Annotated in this window: 17 protein-coding genes; 10 read left to right on the top strand and 7 right to left on the bottom strand. The window is 59.3% G+C overall.

Going from position 1 to position 20,757, the window contains the following annotated elements:
• The first annotated feature begins 4 nt into the window (after positions 1-4).
• The 4 genes from fmt (at position 5) to AACV02_RS18680 (ending at position 4,109) form a co-directional block, all read left to right on the top strand.
• Positions 5-958, top strand: coding sequence for a methionyl-tRNA formyltransferase (gene fmt, locus AACV02_RS18695; RefSeq protein WP_119741266.1), 954 nt, complete (start codon positions 5-7; stop codon positions 956-958).
• On the top strand, positions 955-2,265 hold the full coding sequence (gene rsmB / locus AACV02_RS18690) for a 16S rRNA (cytosine(967)-C(5))-methyltransferase RsmB (protein WP_106575984.1): 1,311 nt from the start codon (positions 955-957) through the stop codon (positions 2,263-2,265). The genes fmt and rsmB overlap by 4 nt, the downstream gene beginning before the upstream one ends.
• A gap of 21 nt (positions 2,266-2,286) precedes the next feature.
• Complete coding sequence (gene trkA / locus AACV02_RS18685; RefSeq protein ID WP_106575983.1) at positions 2,287-3,660, top strand: Trk system potassium transporter TrkA; 1,374 nt, start codon at positions 2,287-2,289, stop codon at positions 3,658-3,660.
• A 137-nt stretch (positions 3,661-3,797) separates the two neighbouring features.
• A complete protein-coding gene (locus AACV02_RS18680) occupies positions 3,798-4,109 on the top strand; it encodes a hypothetical protein (RefSeq protein ID WP_119741264.1) in 312 nt (103 codons plus the stop codon).
• Positions 4,110-4,245: 136 nt separating this feature from the next.
• Here the strand turns inward: AACV02_RS18680 and AACV02_RS18675 are convergent, their stop codons facing one another.
• Both AACV02_RS18675 and AACV02_RS18670 read right to left on the bottom strand, forming a co-directional pair.
• The gene (locus AACV02_RS18675) at positions 4,246-5,133 is read right to left on the bottom strand and encodes a lysophospholipid acyltransferase (protein ID WP_106575981.1); all 888 of its coding nucleotides are present in this window, start codon (positions 5,131-5,133) and stop codon (positions 4,246-4,248) included.
• Between the two features lie 40 nt (positions 5,134-5,173).
• A complete protein-coding gene (locus AACV02_RS18670) occupies positions 5,174-5,731 on the bottom strand; it encodes a DNA-3-methyladenine glycosylase I (RefSeq protein WP_106575980.1) in 558 nt (185 codons plus the stop codon).
• 81 nt (positions 5,732-5,812) lie between these two features.
• On the opposite strand from AACV02_RS18670, the gene glyQ reads away from it, so the two are divergent.
• The 4 genes from glyQ to AACV02_RS18650 all read left to right on the top strand — a co-directional run bounded on the left by glyQ (position 5,813) and on the right by AACV02_RS18650 (position 10,209).
• Positions 5,813-6,766, top strand: coding sequence for a glycine--tRNA ligase subunit alpha (gene glyQ, locus AACV02_RS18665; protein WP_119741262.1), 954 nt, complete (start codon positions 5,813-5,815; stop codon positions 6,764-6,766).
• Positions 6,763-8,817 carry a glycine--tRNA ligase subunit beta gene (gene glyS / locus AACV02_RS18660; protein WP_106575979.1) on the top strand — a complete coding sequence of 685 codons (2,055 nt, stop codon included), beginning with the start codon at positions 6,763-6,765 and terminating at the stop codon, positions 8,815-8,817. The genes glyQ and glyS overlap by 4 nt, the downstream gene beginning before the upstream one ends.
• Positions 8,817-9,356, top strand: coding sequence for a D-glycero-beta-D-manno-heptose 1,7-bisphosphate 7-phosphatase (gene gmhB / locus AACV02_RS18655; protein WP_177410061.1), 540 nt, complete (start codon positions 8,817-8,819; stop codon positions 9,354-9,356). Before glyS ends, gmhB begins: the two co-directional genes overlap by 1 nt.
• 82 nt (positions 9,357-9,438) lie before the next feature.
• A complete protein-coding gene (locus AACV02_RS18650) occupies positions 9,439-10,209 on the top strand; it encodes a lysophospholipid acyltransferase family protein (RefSeq protein ID WP_119741260.1) in 771 nt (256 codons plus the stop codon).
• Between the two features lie 182 nt (positions 10,210-10,391).
• On the opposite strand, the gene AACV02_RS18645 is transcribed toward AACV02_RS18650, so the two are convergent.
• Entirely contained in the window at positions 10,392-12,653 is a 2,262-nt protein-coding gene (locus AACV02_RS18645) for a CHASE2 domain-containing protein (protein WP_119741258.1), read from the bottom strand.
• A gap of 333 nt (positions 12,654-12,986) precedes the next feature.
• Here AACV02_RS18645 and AACV02_RS18640 point away from each other — a divergent pair, with 333 nt between their 5' ends.
• Positions 12,987-13,712, top strand: coding sequence for a response regulator transcription factor (locus AACV02_RS18640; protein WP_106575976.1), 726 nt, complete (start codon positions 12,987-12,989; stop codon positions 13,710-13,712).
• A 102-nt stretch (positions 13,713-13,814) separates the two neighbouring features.
• Here AACV02_RS18640 and gyrB read toward each other — a convergent pair whose 3' ends face one another.
• Genes gyrB through dnaA form a run of 4 tightly spaced genes read right to left on the bottom strand, consistent with a single transcriptional unit; the run spans position 13,815 to position 20,023 of the window.
• Positions 13,815-16,232, bottom strand: a complete 2,418-nt coding sequence (gene gyrB, locus AACV02_RS18635; RefSeq protein ID WP_106575975.1) for a DNA topoisomerase (ATP-hydrolyzing) subunit B — start codon at positions 16,230-16,232, stop codon at positions 13,815-13,817.
• 4 nt (positions 16,233-16,236) lie between these two features.
• Positions 16,237-17,340: a DNA replication/repair protein RecF gene (recF, locus tag AACV02_RS18630; protein ID WP_119741256.1), complete on the bottom strand. Its 1,104-nt coding sequence runs from the start codon at positions 17,338-17,340 to the stop codon at positions 16,237-16,239.
• A 20-nt stretch (positions 17,341-17,360) separates the two neighbouring features.
• Positions 17,361-18,464 carry a DNA polymerase III subunit beta gene (dnaN, locus tag AACV02_RS18625; RefSeq protein ID WP_083355987.1) on the bottom strand — a complete coding sequence of 368 codons (1,104 nt, stop codon included), beginning with the start codon at positions 18,462-18,464 and terminating at the stop codon, positions 17,361-17,363.
• A 38-nt stretch (positions 18,465-18,502) separates the two neighbouring features.
• A complete protein-coding gene (dnaA, locus tag AACV02_RS18620) occupies positions 18,503-20,023 on the bottom strand; it encodes a chromosomal replication initiator protein DnaA (RefSeq protein ID WP_119741254.1) in 1,521 nt (506 codons plus the stop codon).
• Positions 20,024-20,608: 585 nt separating this feature from the next.
• Here dnaA and rpmH point away from each other — a divergent pair.
• Entirely contained in the window at positions 20,609-20,743 is a 135-nt protein-coding gene (gene rpmH, locus AACV02_RS18615; protein WP_003213577.1) for a 50S ribosomal protein L34, read from the top strand.
• Positions 20,744-20,757 lie beyond the last annotated feature (14 nt).

The following is a 20,757-nucleotide window of genomic DNA, read 5'->3' as shown; positions in this document are numbered from 1 at the left end:
TCCCATGACCGAGCCACTGCGCATTGTTTTTGCCGGCACTCCCGAATTCGCTGCCGAACACCTCAAGGCGCTGCTTGCCAGCCCTTATGACATTGTCGCGGTGTACACCCAGCCGGACCGCCCGGCCGGTCGCGGGCAAAAACTGATGCCGAGCCCGGTCAAGCAGCTGGCGCTGGAACACAACATCCCTGTGCTGCAACCGCCAACCCTGCGCAACGCCGAGGCCCAGACGGAGCTGGCGGCGTTGAAGCCAGACCTGCTGGTGGTCGTGGCCTATGGCTTGATCCTGCCTCAGGCGGTGCTGGATATCCCGCGCCTGGGCTGCATCAACAGCCACGCTTCGCTGTTGCCACGCTGGCGCGGTGCGGCGCCGATCCAGCGCGCCGTGGAAGCCGGCGACCGTGAAAGCGGTGTGACCGTGATGCGCATGGAGGCGGGCCTGGACACCGGCCCGATGCTGCTGAAAGTCACCACCCCGATCACCGCCCAAGACACCGGCGGCAGCCTGCATGACCGTCTAGCCGAGCTGGGCCCGCCCGCTGTGGTCCAGGCCATCGCCGGCCTGGCTGCCGGCACCCTCGAAGGCGAAGTGCAGGACGACAGCCTGGCCACCTACGCCCACAAACTGAATAAAGACGAAGCGCGCATCGACTGGAGCCGCCCGGCCGTAGAGCTGGAGCGCCTGGTGCGCGCCTTCAACCCATGGCCGATCTGCCACAGCACACTCAGTGGCGAAGCCCTGAAAGTGCTGGCCGCCACCCTGGCTGAGGGCAAGGGCACCCCCGGCGAAATCATCGGCGCCAGCAAAGAAGGCCTGTTGGTCGCCTGCGGTGAACAGGCGCTGTGCCTGACCCGTCTGCAATTGCCCGGCGGTAAGGCGCTTAATTTCAGCGATTTGTTCAACAGCCGTCGTGAGAAATTTGCTCTGGGCACGGTTCTCGGGGCGGTCGCTCAATGAACCCGCGTCTGGCCGCCGCCAAGGCCCTCGCCGCCGTACTGAATGGCAAGGCTTCACTGAACAGTTCGCTGCCTACGCAGCTGGATAAGGTTGAAGACCGTGATCGCGGTTTCACCCAGGACCTGGCCTTTGGCACCGCGCGCTGGCAGCCACGCTTGTCGGCGCTGGCGGCCAAGCTGCTGCAAAAGCCGTTCAAAGCGGCGGATGCGGATGTGGAAGCGCTGCTGCTGGTCGGCCTCTATCAATTGCTCTACACCCGCGTGCCGGCCCACGCCGCCATCGGTGAAACCGTTGGGTGCGCCGACAAGCTGAAAAAACCTTGGGCCAAGGCGCTGCTCAACGCCGTGCTGCGCCGCGCCCAGCGTGAGAGCGAGGCGCTGCTGGCCGAGCTGGAACACGACCCGGTGGTGCGCACCGCACACCCGCGCTGGCTGCAAAAGTCCCTGAAAGCCTTCTGGCCTGAGCAATGGGAAGCCATCTGCGCGGCCAACAATGCGCACCCGCCAATGATTCTTCGGGTCAACCGTCGCCATCACAGCCGCGACGCCTACCTGCAATTGCTCACCGACGCCGGCATCAACGCCACGCCGTGCGTGTACAGCGTCGACGGCATCGTGCTGGAAGCGGCCACCGACGTACGCAGCCTGCCTGGTTTTGCCGAAGGCTGGATCAGCGTGCAGGACGAAGCCGCCCAACTGGCCGCCGACCTGCTCGACCTGGCGCCCGGCCAACGCGTGCTCGACGCCTGCTGCGCGCCGGGCGGTAAGACCTGTCACATTCTGGAAGTCGAAAAAGACCTCGCCGCTGTCGTCGCCGTCGACCTGGAAGCCAAGCGCCTGGTGCGCGTGCGTGAAAACCTCGCCCGCCTGGGCCTGAGCGCCGAGCTGATCGCCGCTGACGGCCGCGACACCGCCACTTGGTGGGACGGCAAACCCTTCCAGCGCATCCTGCTGGACGCGCCGTGCTCCGCCACCGGCGTGATTCGCCGCCACCCGGACATCAAGCTGACCCGCCAACCCGACGACATCGCCGCCCTGGCCGGGCTGCAAGGCGAACTGCTCGACGCCCTGTGGCCAACCCTGGAAGTCGGCGGCATTCTGCTCTACGCCACCTGCTCGACCTTGCCCACCGAGAACACCGAAGTAATCGAAGCCTTCCTCGCCCGCACCAGCGGCGCGCGCGAGCTGGACCTCGCCACGGCAGCCGGCATCAAGCAGCCTCACGGCCGTCAGCTGCTCGCGCAAGAAGGCGGACACGATGGCTTCTACTACGCCAAACTGATCAAGATTGCCGCCGCGCGCGGCTAATGGGTTTAAGGGAGTGACCGGATGAAAATCATCATCCTTGGGGCAGGGCAGGTCGGCGGCACGCTGGCCGAGCATTTGGCCAGCGAAGCCAACGACATCACGGTGGTCGACACCGATGCCGAGCGCCTGCGCAACCTCGGCGACCGTCTCGACATCCGCACCGTGCAAGGCCGCGCGTCATTCCCGACGGTGCTGCGCCAAGCCGGTGCCGACGATGCCGACATGCTGGTGGCCGTCACCAACAGTGACGAGACCAATATGGTCGCCTGCCAGGTCGCCCACACCCTGTTTCACACGCCCACCAAAATCGCCCGCGTCCGTGAGGCGGCTTACCTGACCCGTGCAGGGCTTTTCGACAACGACGCGATTCCAGTGGACGTGCTGATCAGCCCCGAACAAGTGGTGACTCACTACATCAAGCGCCTGATCGAAATTCCGGGCGCCTTGCAGGTGATCGACTTTGCCGAGGGCAAGGCGCAATTGGTCGCCGTTAAAGCCTATTACGGCGGTCCGCTGGTGGGCCAGCAATTGCGCCAGTTGCGCGAGCACATGCCGAATGTAGAAACCCGCGTGGCGGCGATTTTCCGGCGCGACCGGCCGATCCTGCCCCAGGGCGATACCGTGATCGAGGCCGACGACGAAGTGTTTTTCATCGCCGCCAAAGCGAATATTCGCGCGGTCATGAGCGAAATGCGCCGGCTGGACGAGACCTACAAACGCATCGTCATCGCCGGCGGTGGGCAGATCGGCGAGCGCTTGGCCGAAGCCATCGAAAGCCGCTACCAGGTGAAGATCATCGAGATGAACCCGGCGCGCTGCCGGCATTTGTCCGACACCCTCGACAGCACCGTCGTACTGCAAGGCAGCGCCTCGGACCGCGACCTGCTGATGGAAGAGAACATCGCCGACGCCGATATTTTCCTGGCACTGACCAACGATGACGAGGCCAATATCATGTCCTCGCTGTTGGCCAAGCGGCTGGGGGCGAAGAAGGTGATGACCATCATCAACAACCCGGCCTACGTCGACTTGATCCAGGGTGGCGATATCGACATCGCCATCAGCCCGCAGCTGGCCACCATTGGCACCTTGCTGGCTCATGTGCGCCGTGGCGATATCGTCAGCGTGCACTCACTGCGCCGGGGCGCGGCGGAAGCCATTGAGGCGATTGCCCATGGCGACTCAAAGTCGAGCAAGGTGATCGGCAAGGCCATCCGCGATATCGGCTTGCCGCCGGGCACCACCATTGGCGCGATCATTCGTGACGAAGAGGTGCTCATCGCCCACGACGATACGGTGATCGTCACGGGCGACCATGTGATTCTGTTTCTGGTGGACAAGAAACATATCCGCGATGTGGAGAAGTTGTTCCACGTGGGCTTGAGCTTTTTCTGATCAAAACATTCAGGTGAGCCTGCCGTCGTCATCGCGGGCAAGCCCGCTCCCACAGGTGATCGCGTTTTTAGCGCGCAAGCGGGCTTGCCCGCGATGACGCGATTGAAAACCTTACCCAGCTGAAAGGACACGCCACCATGCTCGAATCCCTGGAAAAAATGCTCGCCAAGGGTGTGGATAATTCATTGCTGCGCTTTGGCTTGGGCAAGGGTTATCTGGACGCGAAGGACAACGCCAAGGCGGCCGAGCATTTGCACAAGTGTGTCGAGTTTGATCCGAAGTATTCGGCGGCGTGGAAGTTGTTGGGCAAGGCGCAGGCGGGCTTGGGCGATAGTGCGGCGGCGCGGCTGGCGTGGGAGAAGGGCATTGAAACGGCCCAGGCCCATGGCGACAAGCAGGCCGAAAAAGAGATGACAGTGTTCCTGAAAAAGCTCGACCGCCAGGCCTGAATGGCGATCACACATGTGGGAGCGGGCTTGCCCGCGCAGGCGGAGTGTCAGTCACTGAATGTGTAGCTGATACACCGCCTTCGCGAGCAAGCCCGCTCCCACATTGTTTTTGCATCGACCTTGAGTCAGTCGAGTATCAATACCACCGCGCCTCACCCGGCGGGCGTTTCTTGAAGCGTTTCATGCTCCACATGTATTGGCTCGGGTAGGCGCCGACATAGCGCTCCACCACCTTGCTCATCGCCGCGCAGGATGTGGCGGTGTCGGTGCTGTACATGTCTTCCGGCGCCGCTTCCAGAATCACTTTGTAACCTGAACCGTCCGGCAGCCGCAGCGCATGCAGGAATACGCCCACCGCCTTATGGCCCGCAAGCATGTTCGGTACAAACTTGCTGGTCAGCGCCTGGGTGGCGAAGAACGGCACGAAGATCCCGGCCGATTCCGCCGGCTCCGGGTCGGCGGGAATGCCCACCTGGCCGCCTTTGCGCACTTCCTTGATCACGCTGAGAATGCCTTCCTTGGTGGACGCCGCCACGCGGTTGCCCAATTGCACGCGCTGTTTTTGCAGCAGTTCATCCACCGCCTTGAGCTTGGGCGGGCGGTAGAAAATGATCGGTTTGCACTGGTTGCAATAAAAGTGATTGAGCACTTCCCAGTTGCCCAGGTGGCTGGTGATGCCCACCACGCCTTTGCCCGAGGCCAGGGCTTCGTGCAGCACTTCGAGGCCTTCGACTTCGCGCACCAGGTCGATGGAACGCTGGGCCGGCCAGATCCAGGCGCAGGCGCTTTCCGTCAGGGACTTGCCGATGTCCATCAAGCTTTGGCCGACCAGGCGCTCGCGGGCGGCGGGGTCCATGTCCGGGAAGCATTTGGAGAGATTGATCCGCACTGTTTCGCGGGAGCGGTTGGGGGTTTTCCACATGATCCAGCCAATTGCCGTGCCCACGGCCTGAACAGCGCGCCAAGGCAACAAGGCAAACAACCGAAGAGCGCCTACCAGCAAGGCGCCTTTAAACTTTTCCACAGGTCACTCCTGATCGTGTGTGGTGCGCAAAGCCGGCATTCTAACCGGCGTTGGCCAAGTCCGCGTAACGGTCGCAGTCTTGAGTGTGGTCCATGACCATCCCGCTGGCCTGCATGAAGGCGTAGCAAATGGTCGGGCCGACGAAGGTGAAGCCGGCTTTTTTCAAGGCGCGACTCATGGCTTCAGCCTCGGGCGTAATCGCCGGGACCTCGCTGCGGTCCTTGAAGTGATTGACCTTGGGCACGCCGCCCACGAACGACCAGAGCAAACCCACTGGGTCTTCCAGCGCCAGCCAGGCCGCGGCATTGCGGCGGGTGGCGTTGAGCTTCAGGCGATTGCGCACGATGCCAGGGTCGAGCATCAGCGCCTCGATCTCGGCATCGCTGAGGCGCGCCAGACGCTGTGCATCAAAGCCGAACAGGACCTTTCGATAATGCTCGCGTTTGCGTAAAACGGTGATCCAGGACAGGCCCGCCTGGAACCCTTCGAGCAAAAGCAACTCGAACAGACCCTGCGCATCGCGCAGCGGCGTTCCCCACTCCTGATCGTGATAAGCCATGTACAGCGGATCTTCAGAACACCAAAAGCAGCGTGGCATAAGGCTCCAGGGGATGGTGGCGCGGCCGAATCGGGTATACTCCCGCTCTTTAAATCGCAGCCCAAGTAACAGGTGAATTTCGTGAGCCAGCCTACGCCAGCCGTGCGTACCTTCCAAGACTTGATCCTCGCCCTCCAGCAATACTGGGCCGAGCAAGGTTGTGTGGTACTTCAGCCCTACGATATGGAAGTAGGCGCCGGCACTTTCCACACCGCTACATTCCTGCGGGCCATTGGCCCGGAAACCTGGAACGCCGCTTATGTGCAGCCCAGTCGTCGCCCGACTGACGGCCGCTACGGCGAAAACCCGAACCGCCTGCAGCACTACTACCAGTTCCAGGTGGTACTCAAGCCCAACCCGGACAACTTCCAGGAGCTGTACCTGGGCTCGTTGAAACATGTCGGCCTGGACCCACTGGTGCACGACATCCGTTTCGTCGAAGACAACTGGGAATCGCCAACCCTGGGTGCCTGGGGCCTGGGCTGGGAAGTCTGGCTCAACGGCATGGAAGTGACGCAGTTCACGTACTTCCAGCAAGCGGGCGGCATCGAGTGCTACCCGGTGACCGGCGAGATCACCTACGGCCTGGAGCGCCTGGCCATGTACCTGCAAGGCGTGGACTCGGTCTACGACCTGGTGTGGGCTGACGGCCCGTTCGGCAAGGTCACCTATGGCGATGTGTTCCGTCAGAACGAAGTGGAGCAGTCCACTTACAACTTCGAACATGCCAACGTCGACAAGCTGTTCGAGCTGTTCGACTTCTATGAAAGCGAAGCCAAGCGCCTGATCGAACTCGACCAGCCGCTGCCGTTGCCAAGTTATGAAATGGTGTTGAAGGCCTCCCATACCTTCAACCTGCTGGATGCCCGCCGTGCCATCTCGGTCACCGCGCGCCAGCAATACATCCTGCGTGTGCGCACCCTGGCGCGTTCCGTCGCCCAAGCCTACCTGCTGGCGCGCGCCAAGCTGGGCTTCCCGATGGCAACCCCGGACCTGCGTGATGAAGTGTTGGCTAAGCTGGAGGCTGCACAATGAGTGCTCAAGATTTTTTGGTTGAACTGGGCACCGAAGAGCTGCCACCCAAGGCACTCAACACCCTGGCCGACGCGTTCCTGGCCGGTATTGAGAAAGGCCTGCACAGCGCTGGCCTGAAATTCGCGGCGAAAAAAGTCTACGCCGCGCCACGTCGTCTGGCTGTGTTGCTGACCGCGCTGGAAACCCAGCAGCCGGACCGCAGCATCAACCTCGACGGCCCGCCGCGCCAGGCCGCTTTCGATGCGGAAGGCAACCCGACTCAAGCAGCCCTGGGCTTTGCCAAGAAGTGCGGCGTCGAGCTGAGCGAGATCGACCAGAGCGGCCCGAAACTGCGTTTCAGCCAGGTCATCACCGGCAAGCCGACGGCGAGCCTGTTGCCGACCATCGTTGAAGATTCCCTCAACGACCTGCCGATCCCCAAGCGCATGCGCTGGGGTGCTCGCAAAGAAGAATTCGTACGCCCAACCCAATGGCTGGTGATGCTGCTAGGTGATCAGGTGATCGACTGCACGATCCTCGCTCAGCAGGCGGGCCGTGACTCGCGTGGTCATCGCTTCCACCACCCAGAAGCCGTGCGCATCACGTCGCCCGCCAACTATGCCGCCGACCTGCGCGCCGCCTACGTGCTGGCTGATGCCAACGAGCGTCGCGAGCTGATCAGCAAGCGCACCGAAGAGCTGGCCCGCCTGCAGGAAGGCACCGCCATCGTGCCGCCAAGCCTGCTCGATGAAGTGACCGCTTTGGTTGAGTGGCCAGTGCCGCTGGTGTGCTCGTTCGAAGAGCGTTTCCTCGACGTGCCACAAGAAGCGCTGATCACCACCATGCAGGACAACCAGAAGTATTTCTGCCTGCTGGACGTGGACGGCAAGTTGCTGCCGCGCTTCATCACCGTGGCCAACATCGAAAGCAAGGACCCGCAGCAGATCATCGCCGGTAACGAGAAAGTCGTTCGTCCGCGCCTGACCGACGCCGAGTTCTTCTTCAAGCAAGACAAGAAGCAGAAGCTCGAAGACTTCAACCTGCGCCTGCAGAACGTGGTGTTCCAGGAAAAACTCGGCAGCGTCTACGACAAAGCCGTGCGCGTTTCCAAGCTGGCAGCCTACATTGCGCCGCGCATTGGCGGTGACGCTGCCTGGGCTGCCCGCGCTGGCCTGCTGTCCAAATGTGACCTGGCCACCGAAATGGTCGGCGAGTTCCCGGAGATGCAAGGCGTTGCCGGTTACTACTACGCCCTCAACGACGGCGAGCCAGACGATGTAGCCCTGGCGCTGAACGAGCAGTACATGCCGCGCGGTGCCGGTGCTGAGCTGCCAACCACCTTGACCGGTGCGGCCGTGGCCATCGCCGACAAGCTGGACACTCTCGTCGGTATCTTCGGTATCGGCATGTTGCCCACCGGCAGCAAAGACCCGTACGCCCTGCGCCGTGCTGCCTTGGGCGTGCTGCGTATCCTGATCGACAAAAAGCTCGACCTCGACCTGACCCAGGCCGTGGTGTTTGCGGTCGGCCAGTTCGGTGGCAAGGTCAAGCAAGCCGGTTTGGCCGAGCAAGTCCTGGAGTTCGTGTTCGACCGCCTGCGTGCGCGTTACGAAGACGAAGGCGTGGATGTTTCGGTGTACCTGTCGGTCCGTGCCCTGCAACCCGGCTCGGCGCTGGACTTCGATCAGCGAGTGCAGGCCGTACAGGCCTTCCGCAAGCTGCCGGAAGCCGATGCACTGGCTGCCGTGAACAAGCGCGTCTCGAACCTGCTGAGCAAGGCCGACAACCTCGGCAATACCGAAGTCGACCCGGGCCTGTTTGCCGATGCCAAGGAGTTCTCGTTGAACTCGGCCATCGCCAAGGCCGAAAACGCAGTGAAGCCGCTGCTGGCTGAACGCAACTACGCCGAAGCACTGGCGCGCCTGGCCACCTTGCGTGAGCCGGTGGATGCGTTTTTCGAAGCCGTGATGATCAATGCCGACGATGCCGGCGTGCGGAAAAACCGCTACGCCATGCTGGCGCGTCTGCGTGGTTTGTTCATCAACATCGCTGACATTTCCGTACTGGGCTGATCATGTTGAAACTGCTGATTCTCGATCGAGACGGAGTGATCAATTACGACTCCGACGCTTACATCAAGTCGGTGGCAGAGTGGATTCCACTGCCCGGCTCGATCGAGGCCATCGCGCAGTTGAGCAAAGCCGGCTGGACAGTGGCCATCGCCACCAACCAGTCCGGCATCGCCCGTGGTTATTACGACATCGCTACCCTGGACGCCATGCACGCGCGCTTGCGCACGTTGGTGGCCGAGCAGGGCGGTGAGGTGGGGCTGGTGGTGTACTGCCCCCACGGGCCGGATGAGGGCTGCGATTGCCGCAAACCCAAGCCTGGCATGTTGAAAACCATTGCAGAACATTACAAGGTGCCCTTGGCTGGGCTATGGTTCGTCGGGGACAGCCTCGGTGACCTGGAGGCGGCCAAAGCCGTCGACTCTCAGCCAGTTTTGGTTAAGACCGGGAAAGGCGAAAAGACCCAGGCGAAAGACCTGCCGGTAGGCACTTTGATTTTTGACGATCTGGCGGCAGTTGCCGCAGAACTTATCAACAACTAGCCGCCCTCGACTTCCTGACCAAGGACTGTTCGGGAGTGCGCTTTTAACAGGCGGGCCGTGTCCCGCAACGGTAAATGCCGCCATGTCGATCTTGCAGGCCATCAGAACCTTTTTCTTTTACCTGCTGCTGGGCACCAGTTCGTTTCTCTGGTGCACCCTGAGCTTTTTTATTGCGCCGTTCCTGCCGTTCAAGGCGCGCTATCGCTTTATCAACGTTTATTGGTGCCGCTGTGCGCTGTGGCTGACCAAGGTGTTCCTGAACATCCGTTTCGAAGTGAAGGGCGCTGAAAATGTCCCGGAGCAGCCCTGCGTGATTCTGTCGAACCACCAGAGCACCTGGGAAACGTTCTTCCTCTCCGCGTACTTTTCGCCGTTGAGCCAGGTGCTCAAGCGCGAGCTGCTGTATGTGCCGTTTTTCGGCTGGGCCATGGCCATGTTGCGCCCGATCGCCATTGATCGTGACAACCCCAAGGCCGCGCTCAAGCACGTCGCCAAAAAAGGCGATGAGTTGCTCAAGGATGGCGTCTGGGTACTGATCTTTCCGGAAGGCACGCGTGTGCCTTACGGCACCGTAGGTAAATTCTCGCGGGGCGGCACCGCCCTGGCGGTCAACGCCAACCTGCCGGTATTGCCGATTGCGCATAACGCCGGCAAGTTCTGGCCGAAGACCGGTTGGGCCAAACGCGCAGGCACCATCACGGTGGTGATTGGCGAGCCGATGTACGCAGAAGGCGAAGGACCACGTGCCATTGCAGCGTTGAATGACCGCGCCGCAGCGTGGAATGAAGCGCAGCAACGGTCCATGGGTTCATTGCCTCCCGAGCCTGTGGTGGTAGAGACGCCGGCGATTTGAGCGTCTGTGGATAACCTGTGTACGGTTTGTTGGCGAATCGACGTTTTTGGTTCATAAGAAGCTGATTTACTTACATATTTCTGAAGCTAATAAAATCGCGAAAAACGTGCATAAGTTTTTTTGCGCATTAAAAAACCGGTCCTTTTGGCCGGTTTTTTATGCACAGCAGAAAACCAGGTTTTTTACGTATCAAGCAGGGGCAGTTTCAGGCTGAAGGTCGATCCTTTGCCTAACTCGCTCTCGCACAGGACACGACCGCCATGGCGCTCAATCACGGCTTTGACCATGGTCAGCCCCAGTCCCAAACCTTCACTGCCCTGGGCTGAATCGAAGCGTCGGTACTGGCTGAACAACTCCGGCAAATCCCCGGGCGCGATGCCTGGCCCCTGATCGCTGATGCGGCATTCCAACCAACCTTGCGTGCTGCCATGGCTCAGCGTGACGGTGGTGCCTGACGGGGAGTACTTGATGGCGTTTTCCAGCACGTTGAACAGCGCCCGTGTCAGCAATGATTGATCGGCTGAGACCATGCCCTCGTCCGCCTCATCCAGATCGTGCACCAGGTGAATGCCTTTGAGCTGCGCGATCACTGCCACCTGGTCAAAGGCATCCATGACCAGCATGGCAAATAGCGTCGGCTGGAAGTGGTAGCCGTCAGCTTCGGCTTTGGCCAACTGCACGAAGGATTCGGTGAGGCTCAATGCGCGTTTCACCTGTTGTTCGATCTGGGCAAATATCGGTGAATCGCCGTTGTGCACATCCAGCAATGCCAGGATCGCCGAGTGCGGTGCACGCAGGTCATGGGACAGGAAGCGCAACATCGTCTCGCGGTGCTGTTGGGCTTCACGCTCCTTGCTCAAGTCGGTAAGGCTCAGCAGCCAGCCAAGGGCGACATCACCTTCGGCCGGCAGCAAAGGTGCCAGCTCCATGCGCAGACTGCGCTGGTGGATATCACGAAACTCGATAAGCTGCAGCGCCGACAGGGCAGGGCGAACACCATTGTGCAGCGGCGGGTAGCCGAGGTCGGCGAGTTGCTCCAATAGATTTGTGGCCACCAGATCGTTGCCGAACACCTCACGGGCGACGCGGTTGGCCAGCAGGATGCTGCCGTGGGGATCGGTAATCAGGGTCGCCACCGGCAGGCACTCCAACCCGTCCGCCATAAAGCGTCGCGTGTCGCGCGTGCGGCTTACCGCCTGCTCAAGCGCAAAGATCCGCCCCTGCAATACGTCACCTTTGCTGGCGGGCGCACGGCGGCGCTCGGGCAGCACTTTGGGTTCGTTATCCAGGCGTGCCAGTTCCCAACCGAAGTAAGCAAGGATCACGCTCAGGCGGCGCCAATTCCAGATCAGGTAGCTGAGCAGCAGCCCGATCAGACACGCTGCGGGTGACCACCAATGCCCCAGGCGCAGCAAGGCCCATGAGCCGAGCAGTGCGGTGACCATGCAAGCCAGGGTCATCCATAGCGCATAGCGCGGCCGATACAACAGCAGCCCCAGCAGCAACGCCACCAGCGAAGCGGCCATCAATGCGGCAAGCCAGCCTGGAAGATCGACGATGCTGCGCCCCAGCAGCAATCCATTAAGGATGTTGGCCTGGATCTCCACTCCGGCCGTAGAGCCCACCGTGGAAGAGAGGGGCGTGACAAAGCGATCACCCATTCCATAGGCCGTGGCACCGACCAATATCAACCGGCCACGCAACACGTCAGGCGGTACCTCGCCCTGTAATACGCTGACGTAGGACACGCTGGGAAAGTGGCCCTGCGCGGTATAAGGGACACGAACCGCGTGTTCACGATGCCAATGCTGACCGTCAGGTTCCCTGGCGAGCCCTGGCATGGGTGATGTTTGCCCAGTCAACGTATAGGCGAGCCATGCCAGCTGCGCAAGCGTGTTACCGGGCGGACCCTCGCGCATATACAGGCTGCGTACGACACCGTCGTTATCGGCTTCGACATTGATCTGGCCCATGCCTTTGGCGCATTTGAGCAGTGGCAACAGTTGCTCATCCGGCGCGTCTGAACTCGCCGTGGGCAACAACACATTGCCGGCCTTGCACACCGCGTCGGCCAGTCGTTGGTCATCCGCCGCTTCGCCGGGCTCGCTGAAGATCACATCAAACAATATGCCTGCCGGTCGAGCAGCACTGAGCCGGTCAATCAGGTCAGCATGCACGCTGCGTGGCCAGGGCCACTGGCCTAGCTTTTTCAGGCTTTGGTCATCAATAGTCACCAGCAGGATCCGCGGGTCGACCGGCAATGGCGTCAGGCGACGAAGGCTGTCGTACAGCGGGTTATTGAGGGCCAGACCTGGGCTCAAAGACAGGTAAACCGTGAAGGGCAGCAGGACCAGGCCAATCAACAGCCACTCACGTATCAAACCGTGGAACAGCAGTTGCGCTCGGGTGGGTTGGCGTTTTTCGGATTTTCGCCACAGCATCACCGGGCCACCGTCGCAGGCGTGTAGAGGTGTCGAGAGTGGATAGTTGAACGCGCCATATGCCCCGGCTTCTCCCTGTTCGATATGAGCGGTGTACTGAACCCAGTGAAGCTCATATCGGTCTCACTGTTAGACTTTCCTGAGCGCTTCATGCTGAACCTTTTCCTTACGGGCAGGAGTGGGTATCTTTCCTCCAAGGTATCGAGGTCTTCCAACGGATTAAAGGCTCTTTGATATCAGCGTATCGATAGATTCATGGTCCGCTGAATCTGACCACAATTATTCAGATTCGATGGCCGGCATTTGCGCCGTTTTTTTAGTAGAAGGGACCCACCCATGCGTGTCGCAATACTGGATGACGAGCCCGCTGAGTTGCGCCGGGTTGAGCAGACACTGCGACAGATTCCCAGCACCGCGGAACAGCCGTGGTCCGTGCATTGCTTCGAGCGTGGTGAAGACCTGCTGCGCCAGCTGCGCCGGGAGACCTTTGACTTGCTGATACTCGACTGGCAACTGCCCGACATCACCGGTATCGCGTTGCTGCGCTGGACCCGCGAGCACATGGAATCACCGCCCGCCGTGATCATGCTCACCAGTCGGGACGCCGAGAGCGATATCGTCACTGCGCTGAACAGTGGGGCGGATGATTACGTCAGTAAACCTTTCCGGCCCAATGAACTGAAAGCCCGGATCACAGCCGTTCTGCGTCGCCATGGTCTGCAAAAAGCAACCGCCCATGAAGTGCAGAGCTTCAACGATCTGACCTTCGACGATGCTGAACTGACCGTCACTCGTGCGGGCAAACCTATCAACCTGACTGAGCGTGAATACCGCTTGGCCAGTTGCTTGTTCGCCAATCTGGCGCGTCCGTTGTCCCGTGAATACCTGTATGAACGGTTCTGGTCTCATGAGGAGATGGTCTCTTCGCGGCCGCTGGACACTCATATCTATCGCCTGCGCAACAAGCTGGGACTAACCGCCGACCGTGGCTGGCAACTGTTGACCATCTATGGATACGGTTATCGGTTGGAGAGTGTGGCGGCAGTAAACTCGAACCAATAAGCTTGATGTTCCACGTGGAGCATTGGGAAAACGGCTTATTTCGACCCAATAAAAAAGGCCAACGCTGAGCGTTGGCCTTTTTGTTTTAGCAGGCTGATCTGATCAGAAGTCCAGGTTGGACACTGCCAGGGCATTGCTTTCGATGAAGTCACGGCGAGGTTCGACCGCATCACCCATCAGGGTGTTGAAGATCTGGTCTGCGCCAATGGCGTCTTCGATGGTCACGCGCAACATGCGACGCTGAGCTGGGTCCATGGTGGTTTCCCACAGCTGATCAGGGTTCATTTCGCCCAGACCTTTGTATCGCTGAATAGTGTGACGCTTGGTGCTTTCTGCCATCAGCCAATCAAGGGCTTCTTTGAATTCCTTGACCTGCTTCTTGCGTTCGCCACGCTGAATGTAAGCACCATCGTCCAGCAAGGTGCTCAATTGCGCGCCCAGCGTAACGACGGTTTTGTAGTCGTTACTGCCGAAGAAGTCGCGGTTGAAGGTGACGTAGTTCGACAGGCCGTGGGAGATCAGTTCGACCTCTGGCAGCCACACATTACGCTCACGGTCTTCACGCAGGCTGGCTTTGTACACCAAGCCAGACTTCTCGACGGTACGCAGGCGCACTTCGTACTGGGCCAGCCAATCCTGCATCGCTGCGTGATCGCCCAACTGCTCCAGGCTGACGGCCGGCAGGTAGATGAAGTGCTCGGTCAGCTCCTGAGGGTACAGACGCGACAGACGCTTGAGGGTCTTCATGACCATGCGGAAATCGTTAACCAGACGCTCCAGCGCCTCACCAGAGATACCCGGGGCTTCGTCGTTCAAATGCAGGCTGGCATCTTCCAGGGCCGACTGCGTCATGTACTCTTCCATGGCGTCGTCGTCTTTGATGTATTGCTCTTGCTTGCCTTTTTTCACTTTGTACAACGGCGGCTGAGCGATGTAGATATAGCCACGCTCGATCAGTTCAGGCAGCTGACGGAAGAAGAAGGTCAGCAGCAGGGTACGGATGTGCGAACCGTCGACGTCAGCATCAGTCATGATGATGATGTTGTGGTAGCGCAACTTGTCGATGTTGTACTCGTCGCGACCGATACCGCAGCCCAGGGCTGTGATCAACGTGCCGACTTCCTGAGAGGAAATCATCTTGTCGAAGCGGGCTTTCTCAACGTTGAGGATCTTACCCTTCAACGGCAGGATCGCCTGGGTGCGACGGTTACGACCCTGCTTGGCGGAACCGCCAGCAGAGTCACCTTCCACCAGGTACAGCTCGGAGAGGGCAGGGTCCTTCTCCTGGCAGTCAGCCAGTTTGCCCGGCAGGCCGGCGATATCCAGCGCGCCTTTACGACGGGTCATCTCACGGGCTTTACGCGCGGCTTCACGGGCACGTGCAGCGTCGATCATTTTGCCGACAACCAGCTTGGCTTCGTTCGGGTTCTCCAGCAGGAAGTCGGAGAAGTATTTGCCCATCTCCTGTTCCACAGCGGTCTTCACTTCGGAAGACACCAGCTTGTCTTTGGTCTGGGAGCTGAACTTAGGATCTGGCACTTTTACCGAGATAATCGCGGTCAGGCCTTCACGTGCGTCGTCACCGGTGGTGGCCACCTTGTGCTTCTTGGCCAAGCCTTCGGCTTCGATGTAAGTGTTCAGGTTACGCGTCAACGCTGAACGGAAACCCACCAAGTGAGTACCGCCATCGCGCTGAGGAATGTTGTTGGTGAAGCACAACAGGTTCTCGTTGAAGCTGTCGTTCCACTGCAGGGCGATTTCTACACCGATGCCATCTTCACGCTGGATATTGAAGTGGAACACCTGGTTGACCGCAGTCTTGTTGGTGTTCAGGTATTCAACAAATGCGCGCAGGCCGCCTTCGTACTTGAACAGCTCTTCCTTGCCGCTGCGCTCGTCTTTGAGAACGATGCCTACACCGGAATTGAGGAAGGACAGTTCACGAATACGCTTGGCCAGGATGTCCCAGCTGAAGTGGATATTCTTGAAGGTTTCAGCCGATGGTTTGAAGTGGATCTGCGTACCGGTGGATTCGCTGTCACCGACGATTTTCATCGGCTCTTGTGGCACGCCGTGCACGTAAGTCTGTTCCCAGATCTTGCCGCTACGGCGAACGGTCAGAATCAGCTCTTCAGACAAAGCGTTCACTACCGACACACCTACACCGTGCAAACCGCCGGAGACTTTATAGGAGTTGTCGTCGAACTTACCGCCGGCGTGGAGCACGGTCATGATGACCTCTGCCGCCGAAACGCCTTCTTCTTTGTGCACGTCTACCGGAATGCCGCGACCATTGTCGCGCACGGTGATGGACTCATCCGGATGGATGATGATGCTGATGTCGTCGCAGTGACCGGCCAACGCTTCGTCGATGGAGTTGTCGACCACCTCGAAGACCATGTGGTGCAGACCGCTACCATCATCGGTGTCGCCAATGTACATACCGGGACGTTTGCGTACGGCATCCAAACCTTTCAGCACTTTAATGCTGGTCGAGTCGTACGTGTTTTCTTCGCTCATGCCTTCACTCCCGATGGTCGTGGGTCTGGGTGATACGGCCTTGTTCCACGTGGAACAAAGCGACTGGCGTTTCCGTCTGCCAGCCTTCCCTCAATAATTCGTGGTCTACACAGGTAATAAATACCTGGCAGCGTAAGTCTTCCAACAAGCGGCATAACGCGCGGCGGTGTTGCTCGTCGAGTTCGGACGGCAAGTCATCCACCAGATAAATACACTGACCGCGTCGGGCTTGGCTTACCAAATGCCCCTGGGCGATACGCAGTGCGCACACCACCAACTTCTGCTGACCGCGGGACAAGATATCCGCGGCATTATGTGCGCCTAATCTAAGGCGCAGATCAGCCCGTTGGGGGCCTGACTGGGTATGGCCAATTTGCTGATCCCGTTGCAAGGACGTGGCGAGCACTGCGCTCAGCTCACGTTCTTTATCCCAACCACGGTAGTAGCTCAGCGTCAGTCCTTCGAGATCCAACAACTCACTCAAGGTCTGCTCAAAGACTGGTTTCAAGGCTTTGATATAGGCGCGGCGGTATTCATCTATTTCGTCGCTGGCCAGGCACAGTTCCCGGTCCCAGGCTGCTTGCGAAGCGGCGTCAAGTGTACCATGCCGCAGCCATGAGTTCCGCTGCCGCAGGGCCTTCTGCAGGCGCTGCCAAGTGGCCATGAAACGCGGTTCCACGTGGAACACTCCCCAATCGAGGAACTGCCTGCGGATCTTCGGTGCACCTTCCAGCAGGCGGAAGCTGTCGGGGTTGATCAGCTGCAAAGGCAGGATTTCCGCCAACTGCGCCGCGCTGCGCGCATTTTGCCCATCAATGCGAATTTGAAATTCCCCGCCGCGATCACGGGATATGCCCAGGCTACTGTGTCCGCCTTCAGCCAATTCAACTTGGCCGAATACCGTGCATGCCAACTGCTCGTATTGAATTACCGGCAAAAGGCGTGCACTGCGAAAAGAACGGGCGAGCCCCAGCAAATGAATGGCTTCCAGCACGCTGGTTTTGCCACTGCCGTTGGCGCCGTGGAGGATATTGATGCGGGGGGAGGGGGAGAAGGTCACCGGGTGCAGATTGCGCACCGCGGTGACCGAGACGCGACTAAGGGACATCTAGCTTCTGCTGAGCATGATTACAGGCGCATCGGCATAACTACGTAAGCCGAGTCGTCGTTATCAGATTCTTGCACCAGGGCGCTGCTGTTGGAGTCGGACAGAATCAGGCGAACCTGTTCGGTGGTCATCACGCCCAGCACGTCCAACAAATAGCTCACGTTGAAGCCGATCTCCAGCGAGCCGCCGTTGTAATCAACGCCTACTTCTTCTTCCGCTTCTTCCTGCTCGGGGTTATTCGCCTGAATTTTCAGCTGACCGTTGGCCAGTTGCAGACGGATACCGCGGTACTTTTCGTTCGACAGAATCGCGGTACGGCTGAACGCTTCGCGCAAGGCCTGACGATCGCCGATCACCAGCTTGTCGCCACCTTTAGGCAGCACGCGCTCGTAATCCGGGAACTTGCCGTCGACCAACTTGGAGGTGAAGGTGAATTCGCTGGTAGTGGCGCGAATGTGGTGCTGGCCCAGGACGATGCTGACGTTACCGTCCGGCTCGGTGAGCAGACGCGCCAATTCGAGGATACCTTTACGCGGGACAATAACTTGGTGGCGATCTGGCTGACCAATATCAGCGCGCATCGAGCACATCGCCAGACGGTGACCGTCGGTGGCCACGGCGCGGATGATGCCTTCAGAGACTTCCAGCAACATACCGTTGAGGTAGTAGCGCACGTCCTGCTGGGCCATGGCGAAGCTGGTGCGCTCGATCAAACGGCGCAGTTTGCTTTGTTCCAGGCTGCAAGTCAGCGAGCCCGGACCTTCTTCGACGGTCGGGAAGTCATTGGCTGGCAAGGTGGACAGCGTAAAGCGACTGCGGCCGGCCTTGACCACCAACTTCTGCTCATCGACCTTGATGTCGATCAGCGCTTCGTTTGGCAAGCTTTTGCAGATGTCCATCAGCTTGCGCGCAGGTACGGTGATCTCGCCCGGCTCTGCAGGCTCTTCCAGCTGTACGCGACCAACCAGCTCGACCTCAAGGTCGGTACCGGTCAAAGACAATTGCTGGCCTTCGACAACCAGCAATACGTTGGAAAGCACCGGCAAGGTCTGTCGGCGCTCGACGACGCCTGCGACCAGTTGCAGGGGTTTCAACAGGGCTTCGCGTTGAATGGTGAAATGCATGGTCTAGTCCCTTGCCTTAATAAGCTGCGCTGGTGTCATCACGTAGTCAGTGTTCGCAGCAGGTTCTTGTAGTCCTCGCGAATATCCGCGTCGGATTCCTTAAGTTCGTTGATCTTGCGGCACGCGTGCAAGACCGTGGTGTGGTCGCGACCGCCAAACACATCACCGATTTCCGGCAGGCTGTGGTTGGTCAGCTCTTTGGAGAGCGCCATCGCCACCTGACGTGGACGTGCCACCGAGCGCGAACGGCGCTTGGACAACAGGTCGGAAATCTTGATTTTGTAGTACTCAGCCACCGTGCGCTGGATGTTATCCACACTCACCAGCTTATCTTGCAAGGCCAACAAGTCTTTGAGGGATTCGCGGATCAACTCGATGGTGATATCGCGGCCCATAAAGTGCGAGTGAGCAATGACCCGCTTGAGCGCGCCTTCGAGCTCACGCACGTTGGAACGAATGCGTTGAGCAATGAAGAAAGCTGCATCGTGTGGCAGATCAACTTTCGCCTGGTCTGCCTTTTTCATCAGGATCGCGACGCGGGTTTCCAGCTCCGGCGGTTCTACCGCAACGGTCAGGCCCCAGCCGAAGCGTGACTTCAAACGTTCTTCCAGGCCTTCGATTTCCTTCGGGTAACGGTCGCTGGTCAAGATGACCTGCTGACCGCCCTCGAGCAAGGCGTTGAAGGTGTGGAAAAACTCTTCCTGAGAACGTTCCTTACGGGCGAAAAATTGAATGTCATCGATCAGCAACGCATCAACCGAGCGGTAGAACCGCTTGAACTCGTTGATTGCGTTGAGCTGCAAGGCCTTGACCATATCAGCGACGAAGCGCTCCGAGTGCAGGTACACAACCTTGGCATTCGGGTTCTTCTTTAATAGGTGATTACCCACAGCGTGCATCAAGTGGGTTTTACCCAAGCCGACGCCACCATAAAGGAAGAGCGGGTTGTAACCATGCTTGGGGTTGTCGGCGACTTGCCAGGCGGCCGCGCGGGCCAACTGGTTGGATTTACCTTCGACGAAGTTTTCAAAGGTGAACGTACGGTTCAGGTAGCTGGTGTGCTTGAGCGCACCCTCGACCTGCACGGTGCGCTGTTCGGCGCGTACCGGTGCTTGCTGCGAGCTGGCGCCGGCCATTGGGTCGAAACTGTCGCGGGACGGTTCTTCATTTATAGGCGCGTTTTTCTGCGCCGATGATTTGGAAGGCGTCTGGGCGACGGGTGCTGGCGAGTTATTAACAGGCGCGGCCGCGGCCTGAGCCTGCGAGGCGCTCGCTGCCAACGGTGCATTCGGCGCGGCACGCGGGGCAGAGCTACGTTTGCTGCCTATTAACAGGGAGAGTACGGGCGCGAGGCCATTGCCGTGTTCGTCGAGCAATTCGAGAACGCGGCTCAGGTACTTCTCATTAACCCAATCGAGAACAAAACGATTCGGCGCGTAGACGCGCAACTCGTCGCCTTCGGCTTCGACCTGTAGCGGACGGATCCAGGTGTTGAATTGCTGGGCAGGCAGCTCTTCGCGCAAAAGCTCCACGCACTGCTGCCAAAGTTCCACTGACACGGATATCCCCTAAGTTGAAAGCCGGTGAGGCAAAAACAGCCGCCATTGTAGCGGCCAGCCGCCCACTTATCCACATGTAGGTTGCTCACAGGGCACCCAAAATCAATGCGTTAAGCGCAAAAAAGCCGACCAATGGTCTGTGCATAAGCTCTGTGGATAAGCGCACCTAAGCTCGTTGTACAAGTGGGGTCGAAAGTCTGTGGGTAACTGGCCTGTGGATAACAACCCATTCCACGCACAGGTTATCCGACAGCGCAGCACAGGCAGAGCACCGTTTCTCCCCCTAGTTGTCATTCTCTGTACATCAGGTGGAATATGGGCTCAGAGCAGTTATCCACAGAGGATCGCCTCCCTAGCTTTTATAAGCTTTACAGAAAAGCTTTAAATAACTTCCTTCTTTATTTTTATATCTATGGCATTGCTCATGAAAGCCGGGCGAGCCGAAAAGGCCCAATCGCCTGCAGAGATCTAATTAAAGGAAAAGCTGGTTGGAAATTGACCTAGAGGCTTGCTTTCTCTAGAATCGCCGGTCTCTTAAAACGGGGGCCATTCCGGCCCGTTGTGGACGAACCAGGTAACAACGCCATGAAACGTACTTTCCAACCAAGCACCATCAAACGCGCCCGTACTCACGGCTTCCGTGCTCGCATGGCCACCAAGAACGGCCGTGCTGTCCTGTCGCGTCGCCGCGCCAAAGGTCGTGCGCGTCTGGCAGTTTGATAATCCGGTACTGG

Source organism: Pseudomonas sp. Larv2_ips (assembly GCF_963879675.1).
In the GTDB taxonomy this organism is placed as follows: domain Bacteria; phylum Pseudomonadota; class Gammaproteobacteria; order Pseudomonadales; family Pseudomonadaceae; genus Aquipseudomonas.
The sequence above is the reverse complement of the archived record's forward strand: the minus strand, read 5'-3'. Positions and strand labels throughout refer to the sequence as shown.